Origin of the sequence: Mediterraneibacter sp. ICN-202921 (genome assembly GCF_037890075.1) — a bacterium.
Taxonomy (GTDB): domain Bacteria; phylum Bacillota; class Clostridia; order Lachnospirales; family Lachnospiraceae; genus Mediterraneibacter; species Mediterraneibacter massiliensis.
Map to the genome: position 1 here is coordinate 1 of NZ_JBBKBE010000005.1, position 20,525 is coordinate 20,525.

The 20,525-nt window shown below is 43.7% G+C and carries 19 protein-coding genes and 3 riboswitches; of the genes, 16 read left to right on the top strand and 3 right to left on the bottom strand.

All coding sequences use genetic code 11. From position 1 onward, the window contains the following. Positions 1 to 123: 123 nt before the first annotated feature. A riboswitch (cobalamin riboswitch) is annotated at positions 124 to 305 on the top strand. Between the two features lie 111 nt (positions 306 to 416). Genes WKT01_RS05765 through WKT01_RS05780 form a run of 4 tightly spaced genes read left to right on the top strand, consistent with a single transcriptional unit; the run spans position 417 to position 4,746 of the window. Then, a complete protein-coding gene (locus WKT01_RS05765) occupies positions 417 to 1,445 on the top strand; it encodes an ABC transporter substrate-binding protein (RefSeq protein ID WP_340311601.1) in 1,029 nt (342 codons plus the stop codon). After that, entirely contained in the window at positions 1,442 to 2,497 is a 1,056-nt protein-coding gene (locus WKT01_RS05770; RefSeq protein WP_340311602.1) for a FecCD family ABC transporter permease, read from the top strand. Before WKT01_RS05765 ends, WKT01_RS05770 begins: the two co-directional genes overlap by 4 nt. Positions 2,498 to 2,508: 11 nt before the next feature. After that, positions 2,509 to 3,300, top strand: coding sequence for an ABC transporter ATP-binding protein (locus tag WKT01_RS05775; protein WP_242866575.1), 792 nt, complete (start codon positions 2,509 to 2,511; stop codon positions 3,298 to 3,300). Positions 3,301 to 3,318: 18 nt separating this feature from the next. Beyond that, positions 3,319 to 4,746, top strand: coding sequence for an aldehyde dehydrogenase (locus WKT01_RS05780; RefSeq protein WP_340311603.1), 1,428 nt, complete (start codon positions 3,319 to 3,321; stop codon positions 4,744 to 4,746). Between the two features lie 11 nt (positions 4,747 to 4,757). Here WKT01_RS05780 and WKT01_RS05785 read toward each other — a convergent pair whose 3' ends face one another. After that, positions 4,758 to 5,330 (bottom strand): TetR/AcrR family transcriptional regulator C-terminal domain-containing protein, encoded by a 573-nt coding sequence (locus tag WKT01_RS05785; protein ID WP_117975497.1) that lies wholly within the window; start codon positions 5,328 to 5,330, stop codon positions 4,758 to 4,760. A gap of 266 nt (positions 5,331 to 5,596) precedes the next feature. Here WKT01_RS05785 and WKT01_RS05790 point away from each other — a divergent pair, with 266 nt between their 5' ends. The 4 genes from WKT01_RS05790 (at position 5,597) to WKT01_RS05805 (ending at position 9,064) form a co-directional block, all read left to right on the top strand. Further along, on the top strand, positions 5,597 to 6,961 hold the full coding sequence (locus WKT01_RS05790) for a radical SAM protein (protein WP_117975508.1): 1,365 nt from the start codon (positions 5,597 to 5,599) through the stop codon (positions 6,959 to 6,961). 297 nt (positions 6,962 to 7,258) lie between these two features. Further along, on the top strand, positions 7,259 to 7,621 hold the full coding sequence (locus WKT01_RS05795; protein WP_059066520.1) for a GntR family transcriptional regulator: 363 nt from the start codon (positions 7,259 to 7,261) through the stop codon (positions 7,619 to 7,621). Further along, entirely contained in the window at positions 7,618 to 8,304 is a 687-nt protein-coding gene (locus WKT01_RS05800; protein WP_059066521.1) for an ABC transporter ATP-binding protein, read from the top strand. Before WKT01_RS05795 ends, WKT01_RS05800 begins: the two co-directional genes overlap by 4 nt. A 13-nt stretch (positions 8,305 to 8,317) precedes the next feature. Further along, positions 8,318 to 9,064: a hypothetical protein gene (locus tag WKT01_RS05805; RefSeq protein WP_059066522.1), complete on the top strand. Its 747-nt coding sequence runs from the start codon at positions 8,318 to 8,320 to the stop codon at positions 9,062 to 9,064. A gap of 21 nt (positions 9,065 to 9,085) precedes the next feature. On the opposite strand, the gene WKT01_RS05810 is transcribed toward WKT01_RS05805, so the two are convergent. Beyond that, positions 9,086 to 9,994, bottom strand: a complete 909-nt coding sequence (locus WKT01_RS05810) for an RluA family pseudouridine synthase (protein ID WP_340311604.1) — start codon at positions 9,992 to 9,994, stop codon at positions 9,086 to 9,088. Positions 9,995 to 10,161: 167 nt separating this feature from the next. Between WKT01_RS05810 and WKT01_RS05815 the strand changes: the two genes are divergently transcribed. Further along, positions 10,162 to 12,312: a Tex family protein gene (locus tag WKT01_RS05815; RefSeq protein WP_340311605.1), complete on the top strand. Its 2,151-nt coding sequence runs from the start codon at positions 10,162 to 10,164 to the stop codon at positions 12,310 to 12,312. A gap of 28 nt (positions 12,313 to 12,340) precedes the next feature. Here WKT01_RS05815 and WKT01_RS05820 read toward each other — a convergent pair whose 3' ends face one another. After that, on the bottom strand, positions 12,341 to 12,883 hold the full coding sequence (locus WKT01_RS05820) for a biotin transporter BioY (protein WP_340311606.1): 543 nt from the start codon (positions 12,881 to 12,883) through the stop codon (positions 12,341 to 12,343). A 212-nt stretch (positions 12,884 to 13,095) separates the two neighbouring features. Here WKT01_RS05820 and WKT01_RS05825 point away from each other — a divergent pair, with 212 nt between their 5' ends. The 7 genes from WKT01_RS05825 to WKT01_RS05855 all read left to right on the top strand — a co-directional run bounded on the left by WKT01_RS05825 (position 13,096) and on the right by WKT01_RS05855 (position 20,333). After that, on the top strand, positions 13,096 to 13,953 hold the full coding sequence (locus WKT01_RS05825) for a DUF5685 family protein (protein ID WP_340311607.1): 858 nt from the start codon (positions 13,096 to 13,098) through the stop codon (positions 13,951 to 13,953). Further along, on the top strand, positions 13,934 to 14,560 hold the full coding sequence (locus WKT01_RS05830; protein WP_340311608.1) for a J domain-containing protein: 627 nt from the start codon (positions 13,934 to 13,936) through the stop codon (positions 14,558 to 14,560). Before WKT01_RS05825 ends, WKT01_RS05830 begins: the two co-directional genes overlap by 20 nt. After that, entirely contained in the window at positions 14,551 to 15,084 is a 534-nt protein-coding gene (locus tag WKT01_RS05835) for a hypothetical protein (protein WP_340311609.1), read from the top strand. The genes WKT01_RS05830 and WKT01_RS05835 overlap by 10 nt, the downstream gene beginning before the upstream one ends. A gap of 145 nt (positions 15,085 to 15,229) precedes the next feature. After that, positions 15,230 to 16,216: a diaminopimelate dehydrogenase gene (locus WKT01_RS05840; protein WP_340311610.1), complete on the top strand. Its 987-nt coding sequence runs from the start codon at positions 15,230 to 15,232 to the stop codon at positions 16,214 to 16,216. A gap of 381 nt (positions 16,217 to 16,597) precedes the next feature. After that, positions 16,598 to 16,708: riboswitch (TPP riboswitch) on the top strand. 111 nt (positions 16,709 to 16,819) lie between these two features. Then, positions 16,820 to 18,124 carry a phosphomethylpyrimidine synthase ThiC gene (thiC, locus tag WKT01_RS05845; protein WP_059066866.1) on the top strand — a complete coding sequence of 435 codons (1,305 nt, stop codon included), beginning with the start codon at positions 16,820 to 16,822 and terminating at the stop codon, positions 18,122 to 18,124. A 250-nt stretch (positions 18,125 to 18,374) separates the two neighbouring features. Continuing rightward, positions 18,375 to 18,514, top strand: a riboswitch (FMN riboswitch). Between the two features lie 191 nt (positions 18,515 to 18,705). Continuing rightward, positions 18,706 to 19,332, top strand: coding sequence for an ECF transporter S component (locus WKT01_RS05850; protein WP_059066531.1), 627 nt, complete (start codon positions 18,706 to 18,708; stop codon positions 19,330 to 19,332). Positions 19,333 to 19,583: 251 nt separating this feature from the next. After that, a complete protein-coding gene (locus WKT01_RS05855; RefSeq protein ID WP_340311611.1) occupies positions 19,584 to 20,333 on the top strand; it encodes a cell wall hydrolase in 750 nt (249 codons plus the stop codon). The last annotated feature ends 192 nt before the right edge of the window (positions 20,334 to 20,525 follow it).

Genomic DNA, 20,525 nt, shown 5'->3' on the forward strand with positions numbered 1-20,525 from the left:
CGTCAAGGTGGCGTATATCAGATTTATTTTAGCATACTATGCAGGAAAAATGTAGAGGAGGAGAGAAATCCCTCTGCTTGCGCCGGGGAGCGATTTAGTATATAATGAATCCACTTGTAATATATAAATTACAAAGACTTTAGTGTCATCTGACTTAATAAGGAACAGTGTGGAATTCACTGGCAGCTTACACCTGAGGTAAGGCGGACAAGATTTCAATCAGGCCATTGCGCGAAGTGAAGCGTGAGAAGGCGGAATCGAGGAAGATGCCAAGCCCTAAGACTTGCTAAAGTTATCTTGCAAATTTCCGGTAAGGGGAAGGAGGAAGGGGACGAGAAAAATGAAAATCATATAACACACCTGTAAAAAAGACAGATATTCCCGTAAATGAAATCGAGAAAAGAGAGGAAATGACGATGAAGAGAAGAATTGTAAGCGCAGCATTATGCGCAGGCCTCCTCTGTGTCCTTGTTACAGGATGTGGGAAAAATAAAGAGGCAGAAGGAGCAAAAGAGGCAAAGAAGACACAAAGCGATTATACACCTGTGACGGTTACTTTGAATTTGGAACGTTCCGGACTGGGGGAGAATGTGGAGTATACCTTTACAGAAATGCCGGATCATATCGTGGCATCCGGAGATCAGATGGCAGATTTTTTCTTTGATCTTGGCTTGGAAGAACAGATGGCCGGATACACGAAAGGTTCTTGCTGGAGTCTGGTTTCGGAATATCCGGCAAGAGAGGAGATCCCGCAGCTTGTAGAAGCCGGAAAAGGGATCACAACTTTATCGAAAGAAGAAATGATCGCAACAGGATGTGACTTTCTGGTGGGGTGGGATTCTGTGTTTTCAGATAAGAACTTCAGTCCGAAATTCTGTGAAGAAAATGGAATCGCTATGTATTTCCCTTATGTGTGTTCAGACAGCGCTACTTTCGAAGATTTATATAAAGATTATGAGACACTGGGAAAGATCTTCAAGGCAGAGGATACGGCGGAAGAAAAGGTACAGGAGATGAAAGATACGCTGCAGGATGTGGAAGACACCTTGGGCAGCGAGGTATATGAAGATCCCATTACTGTGTTTGCCTATGATTCAGGGGAAGAAGCTCCATTTACCGCATGCCAGGGGATGCCGGGGGATATTTTGAAACTGGCCGGCGGCATTTCGATTTTTGACGATATAGAGGCGGGATGGGCGACGCCATCCTGGGAAGAAGTCGTGGAGCGCGATCCGGATGTGATATTGATCTTGGATTATGAAGGCGGAGAGGAAGTAGAGAAAAAAGCAGAATTTTTGCGGACGAATGATGCAACGAAAGATCTGCGGGCAGTGAAAGAGGGCAGGATCATTTCCGCGTGCTGCTCTGATATGCAAGGTTCCGCCGGTTCTGCGAGACTTGTAGAAGACATTGCGAAGCAGTTATATCCGGAGAAATACGAATGAAGAGACAAAAAATGATTCGAAACAGGGGGCAGTATCTGGCATTTATGGCGTCAGTCTGCGCCCTTTTGCTGGTTGCCGCGTTTTTGTCCATATCCATAGGAGCCGTGGAAATGGATCCGGCAGACATTTTAGAGATCCTGATAAATAAAATAGCGGGAACAGAGTTGTTTATACCCACATGGGAAGAAAATCTGGAAACGATCATCTGGAATATCCGTTTTCCCAGAGTGCTTTTGTCCTGCATCGTAGGCGCGGGACTGTCCGTCTGCGGCGTGCTCATGCAGGCATTGACGAAAAATGCGTTAGCCGATCCGTATGTATTGGGGATTTCTTCCGGTGCCTCCGCCGGTGCGGTAGCGGCGATCGTTCTTGGCTGGTTTGCTTTTTTAGGCGGATATTCTACGATCGCAGGGGCAGTATTGGGAGCGGCGGCTTCTATCCTTTTGTCTTTGAACATGGCTGCTTATCGAGGCAGGATCACCTCCAGCCGGCTTGTGTTGGCGGGGATTGCGACAGCGGCTTTGTTCACTGCTGTCACAAATTTTATCATTTATGGATGCAACAGTGGCTCAGATAAGACAAAGACCGCACAGTACTGGATGGTTGGTTCTTTAAGCGGGGCAGATTGGGGAAAAGTAAAATATGTGGCGGTCGCGTTTGCTTTTATCATTGTTCTGATCTTGCTGTTTGTAAATGAATTGGATGTGCTGCTCCTGGGAGATGATGTGGCAGAAAGCCTGGGAGTCAATACAGGAAGGATCAAGCGCATCATCATATTGGCAGCGACAGCGCTGACCGGTGTCGTAGTCTCTGTAAGCGGAGTGATCGGTTTTATCGGTCTGGTGGTGCCGCATATTGTAAGATCAATAGTCGGTTCGAAACATAAGAGGCTGCTCCCGGCAGTGATCTTGACAGGCGGACTGTTTACAATGCTGGCGGATGTCATATCCAGGATCGTCATAGCCCCGGAAGAACTGCCGATCGGCATCATATCGGCCTTTATCGGAGCGCCGTTTTTCTTGTATCTGATCAAGAAAAATCGAGCAGGATAGGAGGGGAGAATATGCAGAAAGATATGGGGGCAGATATGCAGTTAAAGGTAACAGATCTGGACTATACGATAGAGGGGACGCAGGTGTTGGATGCCGTTTCCCTTTGTGTAGAGGAAGGCGGTTTTGTCGGACTGATCGGACCAAATGGATGCGGAAAAACTACATTGCTCAAGAATATATATAAAACTTATAAACCGACAAGAAATGCAGTGTTTATCAGCGGAAGAGATGTGATGACGCTGCCGCCTAAAGAGATGGCCCGGGAAGTATCAGTAGTGGCGCAGGAAAACACAGTGGAATTTGATGTAGAAGTGTTGGATATGGTGATGTATGGCAGATATGCGCACCGGAGATTTTTAGAAAGAGCAAAGAAAGAAGATATAGATCTTTGCAGGAGTGCTCTTTGGGATGTCGGAATGGATGGGTATGCACACAGAATGTATTTAAGCCTTTCGGGCGGAGAGAAGCAAAGAGTATTGCTGGCAAGAGCGTTGGTACAGCAAAGCAGGCTGATCGTTCTGGATGAACCGACAAATCATCTGGACATCCGCTATCAGTATTTGATCATGCAGACATTAAAGAAACAAGATATTACAGTGCTGTCTTCGATCCATGATCTGAATATTGCTGCCATGTATTGTGACAAAATCATATTGATGGACAAGGGAAAGATCGTGGCGGCAGGGTCTCCGGAGGAGATCATCACAGAGAAATATATAGGGGAAGTATTTGGTGTACGGTCGCAGATAGGAGTCAATGAGATCACGGGAAAGATACAGATTTATTATCTGCCCGATGAATAGGAAAGGAGAAATGGGTACATGGGGACGGAAAAAGAGAAGTATACGCAGATAGACCGTGCACAGATAGAAAAGATCATGTGCAGGCAGAAACAGTTTTTTCAGACAGGGAAAACGCTGGATGTCCACTTTCGTGCAAAGAACCTGCAAAAACTTTACCAGGCCATTCAGATGGAAAGAAAAACAATCGAAAGAGCACTTTTTCTGGATCTGGGCAAACACAGGGCAGAAGCTTATGAAACGGAGATTGGTCTGGTCCTTTCCGATATACGGTATACGCTGAAACATCTGTCTTATTGGACCAGGGAAGAAAAAGTACACACGCCTGTACATTTATTTCCAGGAAAAAGCAGAGTGCGAAAAGAACCTTATGGACAGGTTTTGATCATGGGTCCTTATAATTATCCTTTTCAGTTACTGATAGAACCGCTTATCGGCGCTGTAGCCGCCGGTAACTGCGCTGTGCTCAAGCCATCAGAACTGGCACCACATACTGCGGCAGCCGTAAAGGAAATGGTAGAAAAGACATTTGAGGAAAGGTACATCTGCTGTGTCTGCGGAGGGATAGAGGCGAATCAGGCATTGCTGGCACACAGGTTTGATTATCTGTTTTTTACGGGCAGCGTAAGAGTCGGGAAACTTGTTATGCAGGCAGCGGCAGAGCATTTGACACCTGTGACTTTGGAATTGGGAGGGAAGAGCCCCGTAATCGTCGAGAAAAGCGCGAATATAAAGCAGGCGGCATACAGGATTATGTGGGGAAAGCTTCTCAATGCCGGACAGACTTGTGTGGCACCGGATTATGTGCTGGCAGATGAATCTGTCAAGGAAGAACTGTTAGAGGAACTTAAGACGGCAGTTGTAAAATTATATGGGACAAATGTACAGAGCAATACAGAGTTTGGAAGAATTGTTAATGAAAATCATTTTGACAGGCTAAGCAGAATCTTAAAACAAGATGAGGCATATCAGGTCTTTTTCTGTGGAAGAGACAGACAAGAGCGGTATATAGGTCCGGTGATCCTGGATCTTCAGGATCTGGGGGAGAATGAACAGGCGGCATGTATGCAGGAGGAGTTGTTCGGTCCGATACTTCCGGTTTTGTCCTACAAGACGCTGAAAGAGGCAGTGCATTTTGTGCAGAAAAGAGAAACTCCTCTGGCGCTGTATATTTTTACAAGAAACAGCAAAGTGGCAGACTGGATCCTACAACACACAAGATCGGGTGGAGCGGCAGTAAACGATACAATCAGCCACCTGGTGGGGCCCTATCTACCATTCGGCGGAGTGGGCAATTCCGGCATAGGAAAGTATCATGGGAAATACAGCTTTTCTTCCTTTACCCACGAACGGAGCGTTTATCGGAAGCCGGCGGGAATACAGCTGTCTGTGGGATATCCGCCGTATAAAAAGTGGAAAGAAAGACTTGTGCGCAGTATTTTAAAATAAGAGTACGGTGGTCAGCTTCCCGGCTCGTAATCTACAAGATCAAGGAAGGAATGATGGATCAGGTAGTCATAGGCTTCCATGAATTCTTCCGGGTGCAGGCAAGTGCCATGCAGAATATGATACTTAAGTGAAGCAGTGATCCCGGCTGTATAGAATCTGGCTAGGGTGTCTTTTGTAAAAGGCTTCAGATGATCGGGGGATCTTAGGGGATATTTCTCCAACAGCTCTAGAAGTAAAGTATGGATATACTGAAACATAAGAATTTCAAAAGAGTTGGACCCCTCGATCAGATACAGACGTTTGTATAATTCAAAGTCCTTTAAAAGACAACTGCACAGAAGTTGAAAAATATTTTTTTCCATGTTGTTGTCAATGAGTACCTGGATTTTTTCTTTTATATTTTTTTCCAGGATATATTCGGGAATTTCATATTTGTCCTGAAAATATTTGTAAAAGGTAGGACGGATGACACCGGCACCGTCCGTGATCATACGGACAGTAATTTTTTCAAATGGGTATTTTAGAATCAGAGTCTTAAAAGAATTTGTCAGCAGGTCTTTTGTCATTTCTTTTTTCTTTTCCATGAGTAAGATCGATCTCCTTTGTAATCATTCGTAAATGTATTGGATAAGTATAGCATAAAATAGAACAAAAGTTTATCAGAAGTATACAAAAGGACTGAAATGTTCCAAAAAGGGAGCAAATGTGCAGGAATGTCTGTATAAAAGTACGGATATGGGAAGTTGCATATTACGAAAGAGATGCTAAGAGCCTATAATATAGGCAGCAGACAGAACGAAGAAATAGTTTGCTTATGTACAATATAAATGCAATGGAAAGGATAAGAGTTATGAAAAATTTGAAGCATCAGACAGAACGTGCTGCGTTTTCAGCGGCAGCAGACGGTGTACTAAAATACATGAACAACGAAGAAAGCAGACAAAAGGCGCTTCTGAAACTAGTAGATCTGACGGAAAATTTTGCAGGGGATCGATTTAAAGCAGCATCCTACGAAAAAGCCCGTGAACTGATAGAGGATCCAGAAAGTAAATGGATGCAGTACTTAAACCGGCTCTTTGATGAGGTGAGTCCACATGTACTCAAGACAACGGCTTTGAATCTTGGATTTGAAGCTATGTTGTATGGAACGAAGGTGATGCATTTGTCCCGAGAAAAATATCAGTGCAATATCCCCTGGCTGATCTTAATGGATCCTACCAGTGCGTGTAATCTACGATGTACCGGATGCTGGGCGGCAGAGTACGGGCATCTTTTGAATTTAAGTTTTGAAGAGATGGATACGATCATAACACAGGGAAAAGAATTGGGGATTTATCTGTATATGCTTACGGGGGGCGAACCGCTTGTACGCAAAAGAGATCTACTGCGCCTATGTGAGAAGCATAACGACTGTGAGTTTCATGCCTTTACAAATGGTACGCTGGTAGATGAAGCATTTTGTCAGGAAATGGAAAGAGTGGGAAATCTGACACTTTCTCTAAGCCTGGAAGGATATGCAGAGGTTAATGACGGAAGAAGAGGAAAGGGCGTATTTGACCGTGTGATGGAGGCAATGGATCTGCTGAGACAGCATGGACAGATCTTTGGCACGTCGATCTGCTATACACGAGCAAATATAGAGACAGTTACATCGGATGAATTTCTGGATATGATCATAGAAAAGGGGTGTCGGTATGCCTGGTATTTTCATTATATGCCGGTAGGAAATGCGGCGGCAGTAGACTTGTTGCCGACAAAAGAACAGAGAGAGTACATGTATCACAGAGTGCGTGAGATCCGTGGCATGACAGGGGGGAAAGAGATATTCGCATTTGATTTTCAAAATGACGGAGAATATGTCGGAGGCTGTATTGCAGGCGGAAGGAATTATTGCCATATCAATGCAAACGGAGATGTGGAACCATGTGTATTTATTCATTATTCAAGCGCTAACATCAAGCAGGTGACTTTGCTGGAAGCTCTTAGACAGCCGCTATTTATGGCCTATAGAGAAGAACAGCCCTTTAACAAGAATCATCTTCGTCCGTGCCCTATGCTGGAGAATCCGGAAAAACTTGTCGAGATGGTAAAAAGGACGAAAGCTAGGTCTACGGATCTGGAATCCCCTGAGACGGCAGAGCATTTATGTGGGAAATGCCAGGAGTATGCGAAAGCTTGGAAGGAAAAAGCAGAGGAACTTTGGGAAAAAGCATAAAATAAAAACCCCAAGCGGAAAAATATAAAATGCCCCTAAAGGGCAGAGTTCTTAAGCGCAGCAGCCAATTGGCTGCTGCGCTGTTTTTGTATCTAGTTGGATATCTTGTTTCTGTAAGCTATAGTGCTATAGGATAGTACGTATATTTAAGCTGACCGCGAATGCCGTAAATTCGAAAAAATGGGTTGACAAACACAAATTACTAGTGTACTATCTAACTATATCACTAGAACATCTGGACGAAGAGTATATGCGCAGTACGAAGAGAAAAGATGTGATAGTACAAAGGAGGGACATATGGATTATAATACAGAAATGCCGATCTATTTGCAGGTGATACATGATTTGAAAAAAAAGATGGTCCAGGGTCAGTTAAAACCGGGAGATAAGATGCCTTCTAACCGGGAACTTGCTGTGATCTATAAGATCAATCAGAACACAGCGGCGAGGATCTACAGGGAAATGGAGACAGCAGGCTATTGTTTTACAAGGAGAGGGATAGGAACATTTGTCGTGGAGGAAGAGAAAATGTTTGGGATGATCAAGAAAGAAATGGCAGAGGAACTTTTGAAGAATTTTATGAGAGAAATGCAGGACCTAGGGTATCAGAAGGATGATATCATATTTCAGATCGCGGATTATAAGGAGGAAGAACAATGATTTTACAGTGTACAGGATTAAATAAATCCTTTGCAAATAAGAAAGCGGTGAGTGATTTTAATATAAAGCTTTCAGAAGGAAAAATATATGGCCTGCTTGGAGAAAACGGGAGCGGAAAGACGACCTGGATGAAAATGGTAGCAGGGCTTACAAAGCCTACATCAGGGGAAATCTGCTATAAGGGTGCTCCCTGGACATATAAATATAAAAATGAGATTGCTTATATGTCTACAGAACCATTTTTCTATGATTATATGACGGTAAAGGATGTGGGAAGATATTATGCAGATTTCTTTATGGATTTTGATACAGAGAAGTTCCGGCAGATGATAGGAAAAGTAGGTCTGGAAGAATCTATGAAGGTAAAAGCACTGTCCACAGGGATGACAGCAAAATTAAAGGTCGTAGTGACGCTTTCCAGAAAGGCTTCTTTGTACTTATTGGATGAACCACTCAATGGAATCGACTTTAAGGCAAGAGAAGAGATCGTGTCTATGATCTTGGATGAAGCAGACAGCAAGAATTGTTTCGTGATCTCGACACATCTGATCAACGAGATAGAAAGTTTTATCGACGAGGCGATTTTTGTGAAAAATGGACAGCTGCTCTTGCAGACGGAGACAGAAAAAGAACGTATGCAAAATGGCAGATCGATCGCGGATATTTATATGGAGATTATGTAAGGGGGAGAGAACGATGGGAAAAATTATAAAATATGAATGGAGAAAACAGCGTACGGCCCGGCTCATCATACTGTTTGGACTGGCGGTATGTTTACTTACCTTTTTGGCAGGGCTGATTTTTAACAGAGATACCACGATGGTTGTAAGCATTGGAATTTTGTTTCTGGGGGCATTTCTGGTGATTTTTTATACAGGCATTGAAAGTTTGCTCGTATTTAACAGAGATCTTAGGACAAAACAGAGTCATATGCTCTGGATGATCCCAAAGTCAGTGTGGGAGATACTGGGTGGTAAATTTATCTCGGCAATCTTACAGATGCTATTTGTATTTGCGGCATTTATAGCCGCAGGCTGTATCTGTTTTACCGCAGGCATGGTAAAGATCGGCGGTCTGCAGATGGTGCTGGATGCCGTGAAGCGTTTTGTGGATGCGGTCTTTTCTGTAGGAGTCGACTGGAAATGGTTCTTTATGATGATAGTTCTGTTGTTTATCGCATGGACGGAAATTATTATGGTCGGATTTCTTGCGATCATCATATCCAGGACACTTTTCTTAAATTCCCGTTTTGCAGGTTTATTTTCAGTGCTCCTGTTTTTCCTGTTCAACTGGATCGTAGAAAAGGGGTATTCGCTTATAAGTGATATGCTCCATGTGTCAGCATTTGAGATCCAGGCATGGGATTATCTGTATTACGTCATCGTATGTATTGTCCTCTTCTTACTGTCTGGGCTTCTTGCAGACAAAAAACTGAGCGTATAGGCAAGCAGAGGAGTGAAGTTTTTAAAAATCAGGAAATAAAGCTGCCATATCTTTTGGCAGCGGTGCGGTAAAGCACATGTTTTTCCCTGTGATGGGATGGGGAAAGGAGAGACGCCAGGAATGAAGTGCCTGGCGTTTTATATATTCCATATCAGGGTTGTACAAGTAATCTCCGATCAGTGGAAAGCCGAGGTACTTCATATGTACACGTATCTGGTGTGTGCGGCCTGTCTCAAGCTTCAGCCATACGAGGCTGTGGGTATTGTCCTCCCTTAGCTGTGTCGCTGCCAAAGTTTTGTAATGCGTAACAGCATGTTCTCCATGTTCAAAGTCCACGGTACGTTCCACCAGGGATGTCCCTTTTCTGGCGATGGGTGCGCATATACTTCCCTGAGAAGGCTCTACTTTTCCTTTTACGACGGCAAGATATTCTCTTATTATTGTATGGCGCCTCGTCATAGAAGAAAGAAGATTAGAACTAAGCATATGTTTTGCGATCACTGTTATGCCGGACGTGTCTCGGTCCAGACGGTTTGTACAGCGAAAGATAAAGGGTTTATGCTGCTCTTGATAATACCAGGCGAGAGCGTTGGCAAGAGAGTTTGTGTAGTTGTTTAAAGAAGGATGTACAGGCATTCCTGCCGGTTTATTGACAACTACGATATCTTCATCTTCATAAAGAATAGTAAGAGGGAGACACACGGGCGGAATTTTATCCGAAGAAGTGGTTTCCTGTATTCTCACGACCAGTGTATCACCTGTATACACACGCTGGTTTAAGCGGCTCCAGTGTCCGTTTACCAGTATACTTTCCGGCATCTTCTTTAAATCTGTCAGATTTTGTCGAGAATATCCCTGTCTTCTCAAAAATTGTTCGATATGAAGAGCATTTTCATTTTCTTTTATTGGATAAATCAATGTACGGTTCATGGGACAATCATAAGGCTGGAAGCAGGGGATGTCAAGGGAAAATGCTTTTTTGATTTTGAGTTTCTTTTGCGATTTTCTTGTAAAAACAAGGTTTTTTCGTGTATAATGAGGAAAGCCGCGGCAAGCTGATTTGCACGGCATAAGAGAAAATGTGAGGTACAAGAAAAATGGACATTAACCAAAAACTGACAGAAGAATTAGCAGTCCGGCGCGAACAGGTAGACGCGGCGGTCAAATTGATAGATGAAGGAAACACGATCCCGTTTATCTCCAGATACCGTAAGGAAGCGACGGGTTCCCTAAATGACGAGCAGCTTCGTAAATTGTATGAAAGGCTTGTCTATCTTAGAAATCTGGAAGAAAAGAAAGAACAGGTATTGTCTAGTATAGAGGAACAAGGAAAGCTGACAGAAGATCTAAAAAGTCAGATCCTCGCGGCGGAGACGCTGGTCGTCGTAGAAGATCTGTATCGCCCGTACCGCCCAAAGAGAAGGACAAGAGCGACGATCGCGAAAGAGAAAGGTCTGGAACCGCTTGCAGCAGTTATTACTTTGCAAAAAACGAAAGAGTCTGTAGAAGATGTGGCGAAAGCGTATATTTCGGAGGAAAAAGGCGTCGCAGATACGAAAGAAGCAATCGACGGGGCAAAAGATATTATTGCGGAAGCGATTTCAGATGATGCCGATCATCGAAGCTGGATCCGGCGGATCACGATGAAAAAGGGAAAACTGCTCTCCACGGCGAAGAATGCAGAAATAGAATCCGTATATGAGATGTATTATAACTTTGAGGAATCTGTCATGAAATTGGCAGGTCACAGGATCTTAGCGGTAAACCGTGGAGAAAAGGAGAAGATCTTAACGGTGAAGATCGAGGCGCCGGAAGAAGAAATATTGCGCTTCCTGGAAAAACAGGTTATCCATACAGAGAATCCATATACAATGCCTTTGTTAAAAGAAGCAGTGGAGGATAGCTATAAGCGTCTGATCGCGCCGGCGATCGAAAGAGAGATCCGCAATGAATTGACAGAAAAAGCAGAGGATGGAGCCATCGAAGTATTTGGAAAGAATCTCCATCAGCTTTTGATGCAGCCTCCTATTGCCGGACAAGTTGTGCTTGGCTGGGATCCGGCATTTCGTACCGGTTGTAAACTGGCGGTGGTAGACGCTACAGGAAAGGTGCTGGGGACGACGGTGATCTATCCGACGGCTCCGACGACACCACAGAAGATCAAGGCGTCTAAGGAGCTGCTCAAAAAAATCATCCCTAAATATCATATTACGTTGATTTCCCTGGGAAATGGAACGGCTTCCCGGGAATCAGAACAGTTTATCACAGAACTTCTGAAGGAAATTCCGGAGAAAGTACAGTATGTGATTGTAAATGAGGCGGGAGCATCGGTATATTCTGCAAGTAAACTGGCAAGTGAGGAGTTCCCTAAATTTGACGTAGGACAAAGGAGTGCTGCCTCGATTGCAAGGAGACTGCAGGATCCGCTGGCGGAATTAGTAAAGATCGATCCGAAATCTATTGGGGTAGGTCAGTATCAGCATGATATGAACCAGAAAAAACTGGGGGAATCTTTGACAGGAGTTGTAGAGGATTGTGTAAATAAAGTAGGCGTGGATCTAAATACGGCTTCTGCTCCGTTATTATCTTATATATCTGGGATCACTGGTACGATTGCGAAAAATATCGTGGCGTACAGAGAAGAAAACGGAAAATTCGAGAGTCGTAAGGAATTGCTGAAGGTAGCAAAATTAGGGCCAAAGGCATTTGAGCAGTGCGCAGGCTTTATGCGCATCCAGGGAGGAAAAAATCCGTTGGATGCGACAGGGGTGCATCCCGAATCTTACGGGGCAGCAGAAAAACTCTTAAAAAAGCAAGGTTTCAAACCGGAAGATATCACAGGCAGAAATTTAACCGGGCTGTCACTTACGATCAGAGATTATGCGCGCCTTGCCGAAGAATTAGGAATCGGAGAGATCACGCTGAGAGATATTGTAAAAGAATTGGAAAAACCTGCCCGTGATCCGCGTGAAGAGATGCCGAAACCGATCCTGCGTACGGATGTGCTGGAGATGGAAGACTTAAAAGAAGGAATGGTATTAAAAGGCACTGTCCGTAATGTCATTGATTTCGGTGCGTTTGTAGATATCGGTGTACACCAGGATGGGCTGGTACATATTTCGCAGATCACAGACCGATATATAAAACATCCGTTGGAAGCTGTCAGTGTGGGAGATGTTGTAGACGTAAAAGTGATGAGTGTAGATTTGAAGAAAAAGAGAATCCAGCTTACTATGCGAGGAATATAGGAAAAGACAGAAAAATAGTTCCTCTGTTTTAGAGGAACTGAAGTGCAGACTTAAGTTTCCGTCCGATAAAAACGGCAGCAGCGATTTTGAGGGCATCTCCGATCAAATAGGGAACAACGCCGATCATAAGAGCTGCTGTAAAATTCACATGTAATTGTACGGCAAGCCATACAGTCCCGAACAGATAGCAGACAGCGGTGCCTGCAAGTAGTCCTCCTATTTGCAAAGAGAGTGTATCTGAAAAATGTTCAACAAAAAAGCCGCCGATGACTACGAGAAAAAGATACCCGATCAGATAGCCGCCGGTGGGTCCGGCAATCTTTCCAATCCCGCTTCCAAAAGAAGAAAAGACAGGAATGCCTGCGATTCCGATCAGGATATAGAGGATACAGCTTATGGCGCTGTTTTTCATTCCAAGCACATAGCAGGACAGATAGAGTCCAAAGGTGGCGAGAGATAGTGGGACCGGACTAAATGGCAGAGGGATGGTAAAAGGGCTGATAATGCAGAGGACGGCTGTCATCAGTGCGATACGAGTAAGACTATGAGTAGTGGTGCGTGTTGTTTCCATAATAATAGACTCCTTTTGTGTATTCCATATTCCTATATTTGCAGCATACATAAAGTATAAAAGAAAAATGATATAATGTCAACCTTATAATAAAAATAGTTAACAATTGCCCAATCAGAAAAGATTTACAAAAATTTTATATGGGTTAAAAATGAGCTGTGTTATACTAAAAACCATATATAAATAGGATAATAGAGATATGGAGAAAAGATATGTTTGGTTATGTGACCATATGTGAACCAGAATTAAAAGTTAAAGATTTGCGCAAATATAAAGCATATTACTGCGGACTTTGCCATATCCTGAAAGAAAAATACGGTATATCCGGACAGATGACACTGACGTACGATATGACATTTGCGATCATTTTGCTGACGTCTTTATATGAGAGCCAGACTTGTACAGAAGTGCATAGATGTAAGGTGCATCCGATAAAAAAACAGCAGATGCTGCAAAACGAGATCACGGAATATGCGGCAGATATGAATGTTTTGCTTGCATGGTATCATCTAGAAGATGACTGGCGGGATGAAAAGAAAGTAAGCGCATTTCTGGCAAAGGGGGCGCTGAAGCGTAAGGCGAAACGGATCATTGCAAAGTATCCGCGTCAGAGCCAGGCAATCGAAACCTCCCTGAAAGAACTTGCCGCCTGCGAAAAAGAAAATAGTACAGATCTTGACCGGACGGCAGGATGCTTTGGGCGTTTGATGGAGGAATTGTTTGTCTGGCAGGAGGATATGTGGGAAAAGAGTTTGCGCAGAATGGGCTTTTTCCTGGGAAAGTTTATATACATCATGGATGCGTATGAGGATCTGGAAGAGGATCTGAAAAAGAAATGCTATAATCCGCTTAAGAAACTTTGCACGCAGGAAGATTATGAAGAAAAATGCAGGGAGATCCTCTGTATGATGATCGCAGAGTGCAGTGTGGAATTTGAAAAGCTGCCATGTATCGTAGATGTGGACATTTTGAGAAATATATTGTATGATGGAGTCTGGAATCGCTATCATAAGATACAGTTGAAGAAAAGAGAAGGAAAGGAAAAGAAAAATGACGAAAAATCCATATGATGTACTGGGCGTGTCACCCAATGCATCGGATGATGAGATAAAAAAGGCATACCGTGATCTGACAAGAAAATACCATCCGGATGCGAATGTAAATAATCCGCTGGCAGATCTGGCGGAGGAGAAATTCAAAGAAGTACAGGAAGCGTATGATACGATCATGAAAGAACGCTCCACCGGAAGCACAGGGGGATATTCCTACGGCTACGGCGGCGGATATAATCAGGCGCAGCAAGATCCGCAGATGCAGGCAGCCATAAATTATGTGAACAGCCGTCATTACCGGGAAGCTTTGAATGTGCTTGATCAGATCCAGAACCGTTCGGCAATGTGGTATTATGTCAGCGGATGTGCCAACGCAGGGATTGGGAATAATCTTGTGGCAAGAGAGCATGCGGCACAGGCCGTCAACATGGAACCGAATAATCTGCAGTACCGTCAGTTCCTAAATCAACTCGATTTTAGCAGCCGCAGATACCAAAGCAATCCATATGGCGGCGGATATGGAACAGGAGGATCTTCCTGCGGCACAGGAAATATGTGCTGTGACCTATGGTGTGCAGACAGTTTGTGTGAATGTATGGGAGGAGATCTTTGTTCATGCATGTAAAAGCAAAATCTATGGCATTCGGCGGCCTGCTGCTTGCAGTGTCGGTCGTATGCATGTCTCTTGGCAGTGTGATTGAGACAAATACATTGTTCCTTTTAGCGGCAGCCTCTTATTTTGTAGGTATTGTGATCCGCGAATATGGTTTGAAGATAGGGGCCGCCTTTTATCTGGCAGATGTTTTGCTGGGAGTTTTGGTCGCGCCAAATAAAATTTATGTGCTTTCATTTGCGGCTATGGGGTTTTATATTTTGGCAGTGGAATGTATCTGGCATGTGCTGGAAAAGCATCCTAACATAGAGAAACGCCATATTTTATTCTGGATGATGAAATATGTGATCTTTAATGTTATGTATATCCCTATGGTACTGGTTTTTCAGGAACTGTTGTTTTCAAAAGCCATTCCGGGTTCTATGCTCCTCATCGTTATTGCGGCAGGCCAGGCCGGTCTATGGGTCTATGACAGGGCATATGAGTATGTACAGGGACATATATGGAATAAAATGCGCGGCAGACTGCTGCGGTAGAGAGTCCGTAAAGGGCTCTTTTTGTTTGGTTTTTCTGTTGGTCTGTATACAAAAAATGTGTGTGATGATATGAAAATTCTTGAAAAATCCAAAAGGTACTCGTATAATAAAAACCGAATTGTATAAGAAAGGAGAAATGTTCGTTATGAGTATAAGAATTGGGATTTTAGGATATGGAAATCTAGGGCGCGGCGTAGAATGTGCGATCAAGCAGAATCCGGATATGGAACTGGCTGCTGTATTTACCCGCAGAAATCCAGAGGATGTAAAGATTTTAACAGAAAGTGCGGCAGTATGTGCTTTAGCAGAGGCGGAAAACTGGAAAGATAAAATAGATGTTATGATTTTGTGCGGAGGCAGCGCTACAGATCTGCCGGAGCAGACGCCGGTCTATGCAAAATTATTTAATGTGGTGGACAGCTTTGATACACATGCACGTATCCCGGAGCATTTTGCAAATGTAGATGCGGCTGCAAAAGAAGGAGGAAAAGTAGGACTCATCTCCGTAGGCTGGGATCCGGGGATGTTCTCTCTGAACAGAATGTACGCAAACGCGATCCTGCCGCAGGGGAACGATTATACATTCTGGGGCAAAGGAGTCAGCCAGGGACATTCTGACGCGATCCGTCGTGTGGAAGGCGTAAAAGACGCAAAACAGTATACAGTTCCTGTTGAGGAAGCTTTAAAGGCAGTTAGAGATGGAGAGAATCCAGAATTGACAACACGCCAGAAACATACAAGAGAGTGCTATGTAGTATTGGAAGAAGGCGCGGATGCGAAGAAAGTGGAAGAAGAGATCAAAAATATGCCGAACTATTTCGCTGATTATGATACAACAGTGCACTTTATCAGTGAAGAAGAGTTAAAGAAAGAGCACAGTGGAATTCCACATGGCGGATTTGTGCTCCGCAGTGGAAAGACAGGCTGGAATGAAGAAAATGCTCATCTGATCGAGTATAGTTTGAAATTGGATTCCAATCCAGAGTTTACTTCCTCTGTGATCGTTGCATATGCAAGAGCAGCGTACAGACTGGCAGAAGAAGGACAGACAGGCTGCAAGACAGTATTTGATGTCGCGCCGGCGTATTTAAGTATAAAGAGTGGAGAAGAACTAAGAGCACATATGCTGTAAATAGGAAGTTAATCGACAAAGCAGCGCAAATGTGTCTTATATATTTTTCCCCGATCTTTTCACTGGATTTGATCGTCTGGCTTTGTTTCTGATATAAGAAAACAAAATAAGCCTGCCGGCGCGGCAGATAAGCATTTCCTGCTGCATGCGCTGTTAGGCTTATGTATTTTTATAAAAGGAAAGAGCCACATATTGCTGTGACTCAAAGGGGGAAAAAGTTTATGAAAAAGTGTTCTATCTTTAGAACAATTATAGTATATAAAATAATTGTGTAAAAAGTGTGATGGACTTTTGAATGGATTATGAACAAATCTATAAAAAAATATGAAGAGTTCCCGCTAAGTTAGTAATTGCAAATGCAATTGCAGTATATTATAATACTTTTATAAAAAGGGGTGCTCGCGTTTAAAGCGGGCTGAGAGTAAGCTGAGATGCTTTAACCCATAACCTGATTTGGATAATGCCAACGTAGGGATATACGATCATGGACAGAGGATTAAGATGACCGGACTGCCGCAAAGTATATGTATACGTTGCGGCAGTTTTTTGCTGCAATAGTATTGTCTGATGAAGGAGCAAGAAAAAGAAAGGTGGAAGAATACGATGAGAAACTTCTCGACACAGATGGAGGCAGCAAGAAAGGGAATCATAACAGAAGAATTAAAAAAAGTAGCGCAAAAGGAAAGGATGACAACAGACGAGTTATTGCCGCTCGTAGCAGAAGGAAAAGTGGTGATATGCGCAAATAAAAATCATACTTGCATAGACCCGGAGGGAGTCGGTTCTATGCTCCGTACAAAAATAAATGTAAATTTAGGAGTTTCACGAGACTGTAAAGACTATGATATAGAGATGAAAAAAGTGATGGAAGCTGTTAATATGGGAGCACATTCTATCATGGATCTTTCTTCCCATGGGGATACGATCCCTTTCCGGAGAAAGCTGACGGCAGAGTGTCCGGCAATGATCGGGACTGTACCGGTATATGATTCAGTGATCCACTATCAGAGAGATCTAGATACATTATCGGCAAAAGATTTTATTGATGTGATCAGGCTTCATGCAGAGGACGGCGTGGATTTTGTGACACTGCACTGTGGAATAACAAGAAAGACGATTGAGCAGATACGAAATCACAAAAGAAAGATGAATATTGTATCCAGAGGGGGATCGCTTGTTTTTGCATGGATGTGCATGACAGGAGAGGAAAATCCTTTTTATGAATATTATGATGAAATTCTGGATATTTGCCGGGAATATGATGTCACGATTTCTTTGGGAGACGCATGTCGTCCCGGCTGCCTTGCGGATGCGACAGATGTATGCCAGATGGAAGAACTGATCCGGCTGGGTGAACTGACAAAACGTGCCTGGGCGAAGGATGTGCAGGTGATGGTAGAAGGACCGGGACATATGCCGCTGGATCAGATCGCGGCCAATATGAAAGTACAGCAGTCTGTATGCCAAGGCGCACCTTTTTATGTGTTAGGACCATTGGTGACAGATATTGCGCCAGGATATGACCATATTACCGCGGCGATCGGAGGCGCAGTTGCCGCAGCGGCAGGAGCTGCCTTTTTGTGTTATGTAACGCCGGCGGAACATTTGGCTTTACCAAATGTAGAGGATGTAAAGCAGGGAATCATTGCTTCTAAGATCGCTGCGCATGCTGCAGATATAGCAAAAGGAGTAAGAGGAGCCAGAGAAATGGATGACCGGATGGCAGACGCAAGAAAAGCGCTGGATTGGGAAGCGCAGTGGGCATGTGCCTTTGACCCAGAGACAGCGAAGGCTATACGGGATGACAGAAGCCCCGAACATGATGATACTTGTTCCATGTGCGGAAAGTTCTGTGCAGTTCGCAGTATGAACAAAGCCTTGGCAGGAGAGCATATTGATATTCTATAGATAACAAAGATTTATAGCCGAAGCAGCCACCCATAGGCGGGTGGCTGTGTCTATCAAGCTTCTTTTCATGCTTTATCAGCAATTTTCTTGACTGCTTGAAGTTTTGCCCATTGTTCTTCAGCGGTCAGTTTCATAAATGTAATGGATCATTTCCAATAAAGATATTTTGCAATTGGTTTATAGCCGCTGGAAAAAGCCCAAAAATCTTGATTTATAGATACAAAAAGAGTATACTAAATACATAAATAAGAAAATTCTTCGGGGTCGGGTGTAAGTCCCAACCGGCGGTAAAGTCCGCGACCTGCCTTATGTAGGCAGCTGAATCGGTGACATGGTGAGAAGCTGTGAATTCCGATACCGACAGTAAAGTCTGGATGAGAGAAGAAATTGTGTCATAGAAATAGCAACGGGACCTCGAACAATGATTCGAGGCTTTTTTTATTAAGATATGCCTGCATAAAAGCTCCGGACAGATGTTTGAGAATATGTGACTGAGAAAATGACAGAATTGCCAGGAAGATGTTTTCTTTTCTATCGGATCAAACAATCCGAAAACATAAAAAGAAAAGGAGAGAAATGAAATGAGTTCAGAGACAAATGTAGCGGAAAAACAAATGCACAAAACAGGTGTGAAGATGGTGGTTCAAGTAGGGATGTTGGCAGCCTTGGCATTGATTTTGATGTTTTTCGAGATCCCTCTTCCCTTTGCGCCGGCTTTTTATGAAATAGACTTCAGTGAGGTTCCGGTCTTAATCGGGTGTTTTACAATGGGGCCTATGGCGGGGGCAGCAGTCGAACTCGTAAAAATCTTACTTGCCTTAGTATTGAAAGGAACGACTACGGCAGGAGTTGGTGAACTGGCCAATTTTATCATCGGGTGTTCTTTCTGTGTGCCGGCAGGACTGATCTATAAGAAAAACCGCACCAGAAAAAGTGCATTGATCGGAATGGGAACAGGGACTATTTTGATGACTGTGATCGGATGTGTGATTAATGCGTTTGTGCTTCTTCCAGTATATTCAGCGGCCTTCGGGATGCCTTTGGAAGCGCTGGTGGATATGGGAACAGCGGTCAACAGCCATATTACTAATCTTACGACTTTTGTCATGCTGGCTGTGGCACCGTTTAATTTATTGAAGGGCATATTGGTGTCTGTGATCGTATTTTTGATCTATAAAAAAATCAGTCCTATATTTAAGATGCATTAAAATAGATTTTTAACAGGCAGAATTAAATACATAGGCAACCGGATTCGGGATTTTGCAGGAAGTTGGGAGCTCTAAGGCGGAAACATGTAAAATTTAAGTAAATAAAATAGAGAAAGCGTTAAATGAGTCGAACTGTGTAGAAATAAAAAAGTTGACAGAATAGATTTTTTATATTAGAATAACGTCTGTAACATTTTTGTAATATCTGTAATATATATGAAAAGATATTGCAATAAATCGGAGGTAGGAGTATGAAACAATATAAAAAATTTATTGCTATGCTGTCGGCTGTCACTATATGCACAGCGGCGGTTCCGGGGGTTGACAGTATAGCGGCGCAGCCAGAAGAGGCTGCTGTATCTGCTATGATCTTGAACCAGAGGAACGGGGAGTGGACTCTGGAGAGGATTTTAAAAGAAATACCGAGTGCCGCTATAAAAGATGCAAAGGGAATGGCGGAAAAAGCGAAAACATCTTATACCATAAAGAAAAAAGAGGAAGAAAAAAAGGAGCAGGAAGAAGCACAGAAGAAAGCGGAGGAAGAACGGCTTGCCCAGGAGGCGGCGCAGGCAGCGGAAGAGGCCAGACAACAGGAGGCGGCGCAGGCAGCGATACAGGCACAGGAAGCGGAGGATTCTGCGTCCTGGAGTCAGGAGGGTGTAAAGGTATCCTGGGATGAGCAGAGCCTTCTGGCAGCATTGATATACTGTGAGGCAGGCAATCAGCCCTATGAGGGGCAAGTGGCTGTAGGCGCAGTCGTCATGAACCGTGTGAGAAGCGGAGCGTATCCCAATACAATAGCAGAAGTCATTTATCAGCCTGGACAGTTTGGACCGGCTATGACAGGATGGTTGGATTCGGTGCTTTCAAGCGGAGGATATACAGATACCGCCATGCAGGCGGCAGCAGATGCACTGGCAGGCAGCAATCCGATCGGAGACTGCATGTCTTTTGGCAATGGAAACTGGGGGATCCAGATAGGAGATCATTATTTCCATTAGGAGTAAACATACAGTTATCGCGTTTACGTTCTTCCGCACTTAAGTTTATATTCAAAACGTAAAAAATCGACTTCACGCTGCTGCGTATTTTCGCCGAAAGGCAAAAACACTTCTGTTTGAAAGTCGGCAGCAGCGTGAAGTCGTCTTTTTTTGAAATTTCATTGAGGAATCTGCCTTCTGATAGTGGAGTGA

Bases quoted from the DNA above. Each gene is read 5' to 3' on its own strand.
- WKT01_RS05765 (WP_340311601.1), top strand. From the start codon at position 417: ATGAAGAGAAGAATTGTAAGCGCAGCATTATGCGCAGGCCTCCTCTGT.
- WKT01_RS05770 (WP_340311602.1), top strand. From the start codon at position 1,442: ATGAAGAGACAAAAAATGATTCGAAACAGGGGGCAGTATCTGGCATTT.
- WKT01_RS05775 (WP_242866575.1), top strand. From the start codon at position 2,509: ATGCAGAAAGATATGGGGGCAGATATGCAGTTAAAGGTAACAGATCTG.
- WKT01_RS05780 (WP_340311603.1), top strand. From the start codon at position 3,319: ATGGGGACGGAAAAAGAGAAGTATACGCAGATAGACCGTGCACAGATA.
- WKT01_RS05785 (WP_117975497.1), bottom strand. From the start codon at position 5,330: ATGGAAAAGAAAAAAGAAATGACAAAAGACCTGCTGACAAATTCTTTT.
- WKT01_RS05790 (WP_117975508.1), top strand. From the start codon at position 5,597: ATGAAAAATTTGAAGCATCAGACAGAACGTGCTGCGTTTTCAGCGGCA.
- WKT01_RS05795 (WP_059066520.1), top strand. From the start codon at position 7,259: ATGGATTATAATACAGAAATGCCGATCTATTTGCAGGTGATACATGAT.
- WKT01_RS05800 (WP_059066521.1), top strand. From the start codon at position 7,618: ATGATTTTACAGTGTACAGGATTAAATAAATCCTTTGCAAATAAGAAA.
- WKT01_RS05805 (WP_059066522.1), top strand. From the start codon at position 8,318: ATGGGAAAAATTATAAAATATGAATGGAGAAAACAGCGTACGGCCCGG.
- WKT01_RS05810 (WP_340311604.1), bottom strand. From the start codon at position 9,994: ATGAACCGTACATTGATTTATCCAATAAAAGAAAATGAAAATGCTCTT.
- WKT01_RS05815 (WP_340311605.1), top strand. From the start codon at position 10,162: ATGGACATTAACCAAAAACTGACAGAAGAATTAGCAGTCCGGCGCGAA.
- WKT01_RS05820 (WP_340311606.1), bottom strand. From the start codon at position 12,883: ATGGAAACAACACGCACCACTACTCATAGTCTTACTCGTATCGCACTG.
- WKT01_RS05825 (WP_340311607.1), top strand. From the start codon at position 13,096: ATGTTTGGTTATGTGACCATATGTGAACCAGAATTAAAAGTTAAAGAT.
- WKT01_RS05830 (WP_340311608.1), top strand. From the start codon at position 13,934: ATGACGAAAAATCCATATGATGTACTGGGCGTGTCACCCAATGCATCG.
- WKT01_RS05835 (WP_340311609.1), top strand. From the start codon at position 14,551: ATGCATGTAAAAGCAAAATCTATGGCATTCGGCGGCCTGCTGCTTGCA.
- WKT01_RS05840 (WP_340311610.1), top strand. From the start codon at position 15,230: ATGAGTATAAGAATTGGGATTTTAGGATATGGAAATCTAGGGCGCGGC.
- thiC (WP_059066866.1), top strand. From the start codon at position 16,820: ATGAGAAACTTCTCGACACAGATGGAGGCAGCAAGAAAGGGAATCATA.
- WKT01_RS05850 (WP_059066531.1), top strand. From the start codon at position 18,706: ATGAGTTCAGAGACAAATGTAGCGGAAAAACAAATGCACAAAACAGGT.
- WKT01_RS05855 (WP_340311611.1), top strand. From the start codon at position 19,584: ATGAAACAATATAAAAAATTTATTGCTATGCTGTCGGCTGTCACTATA.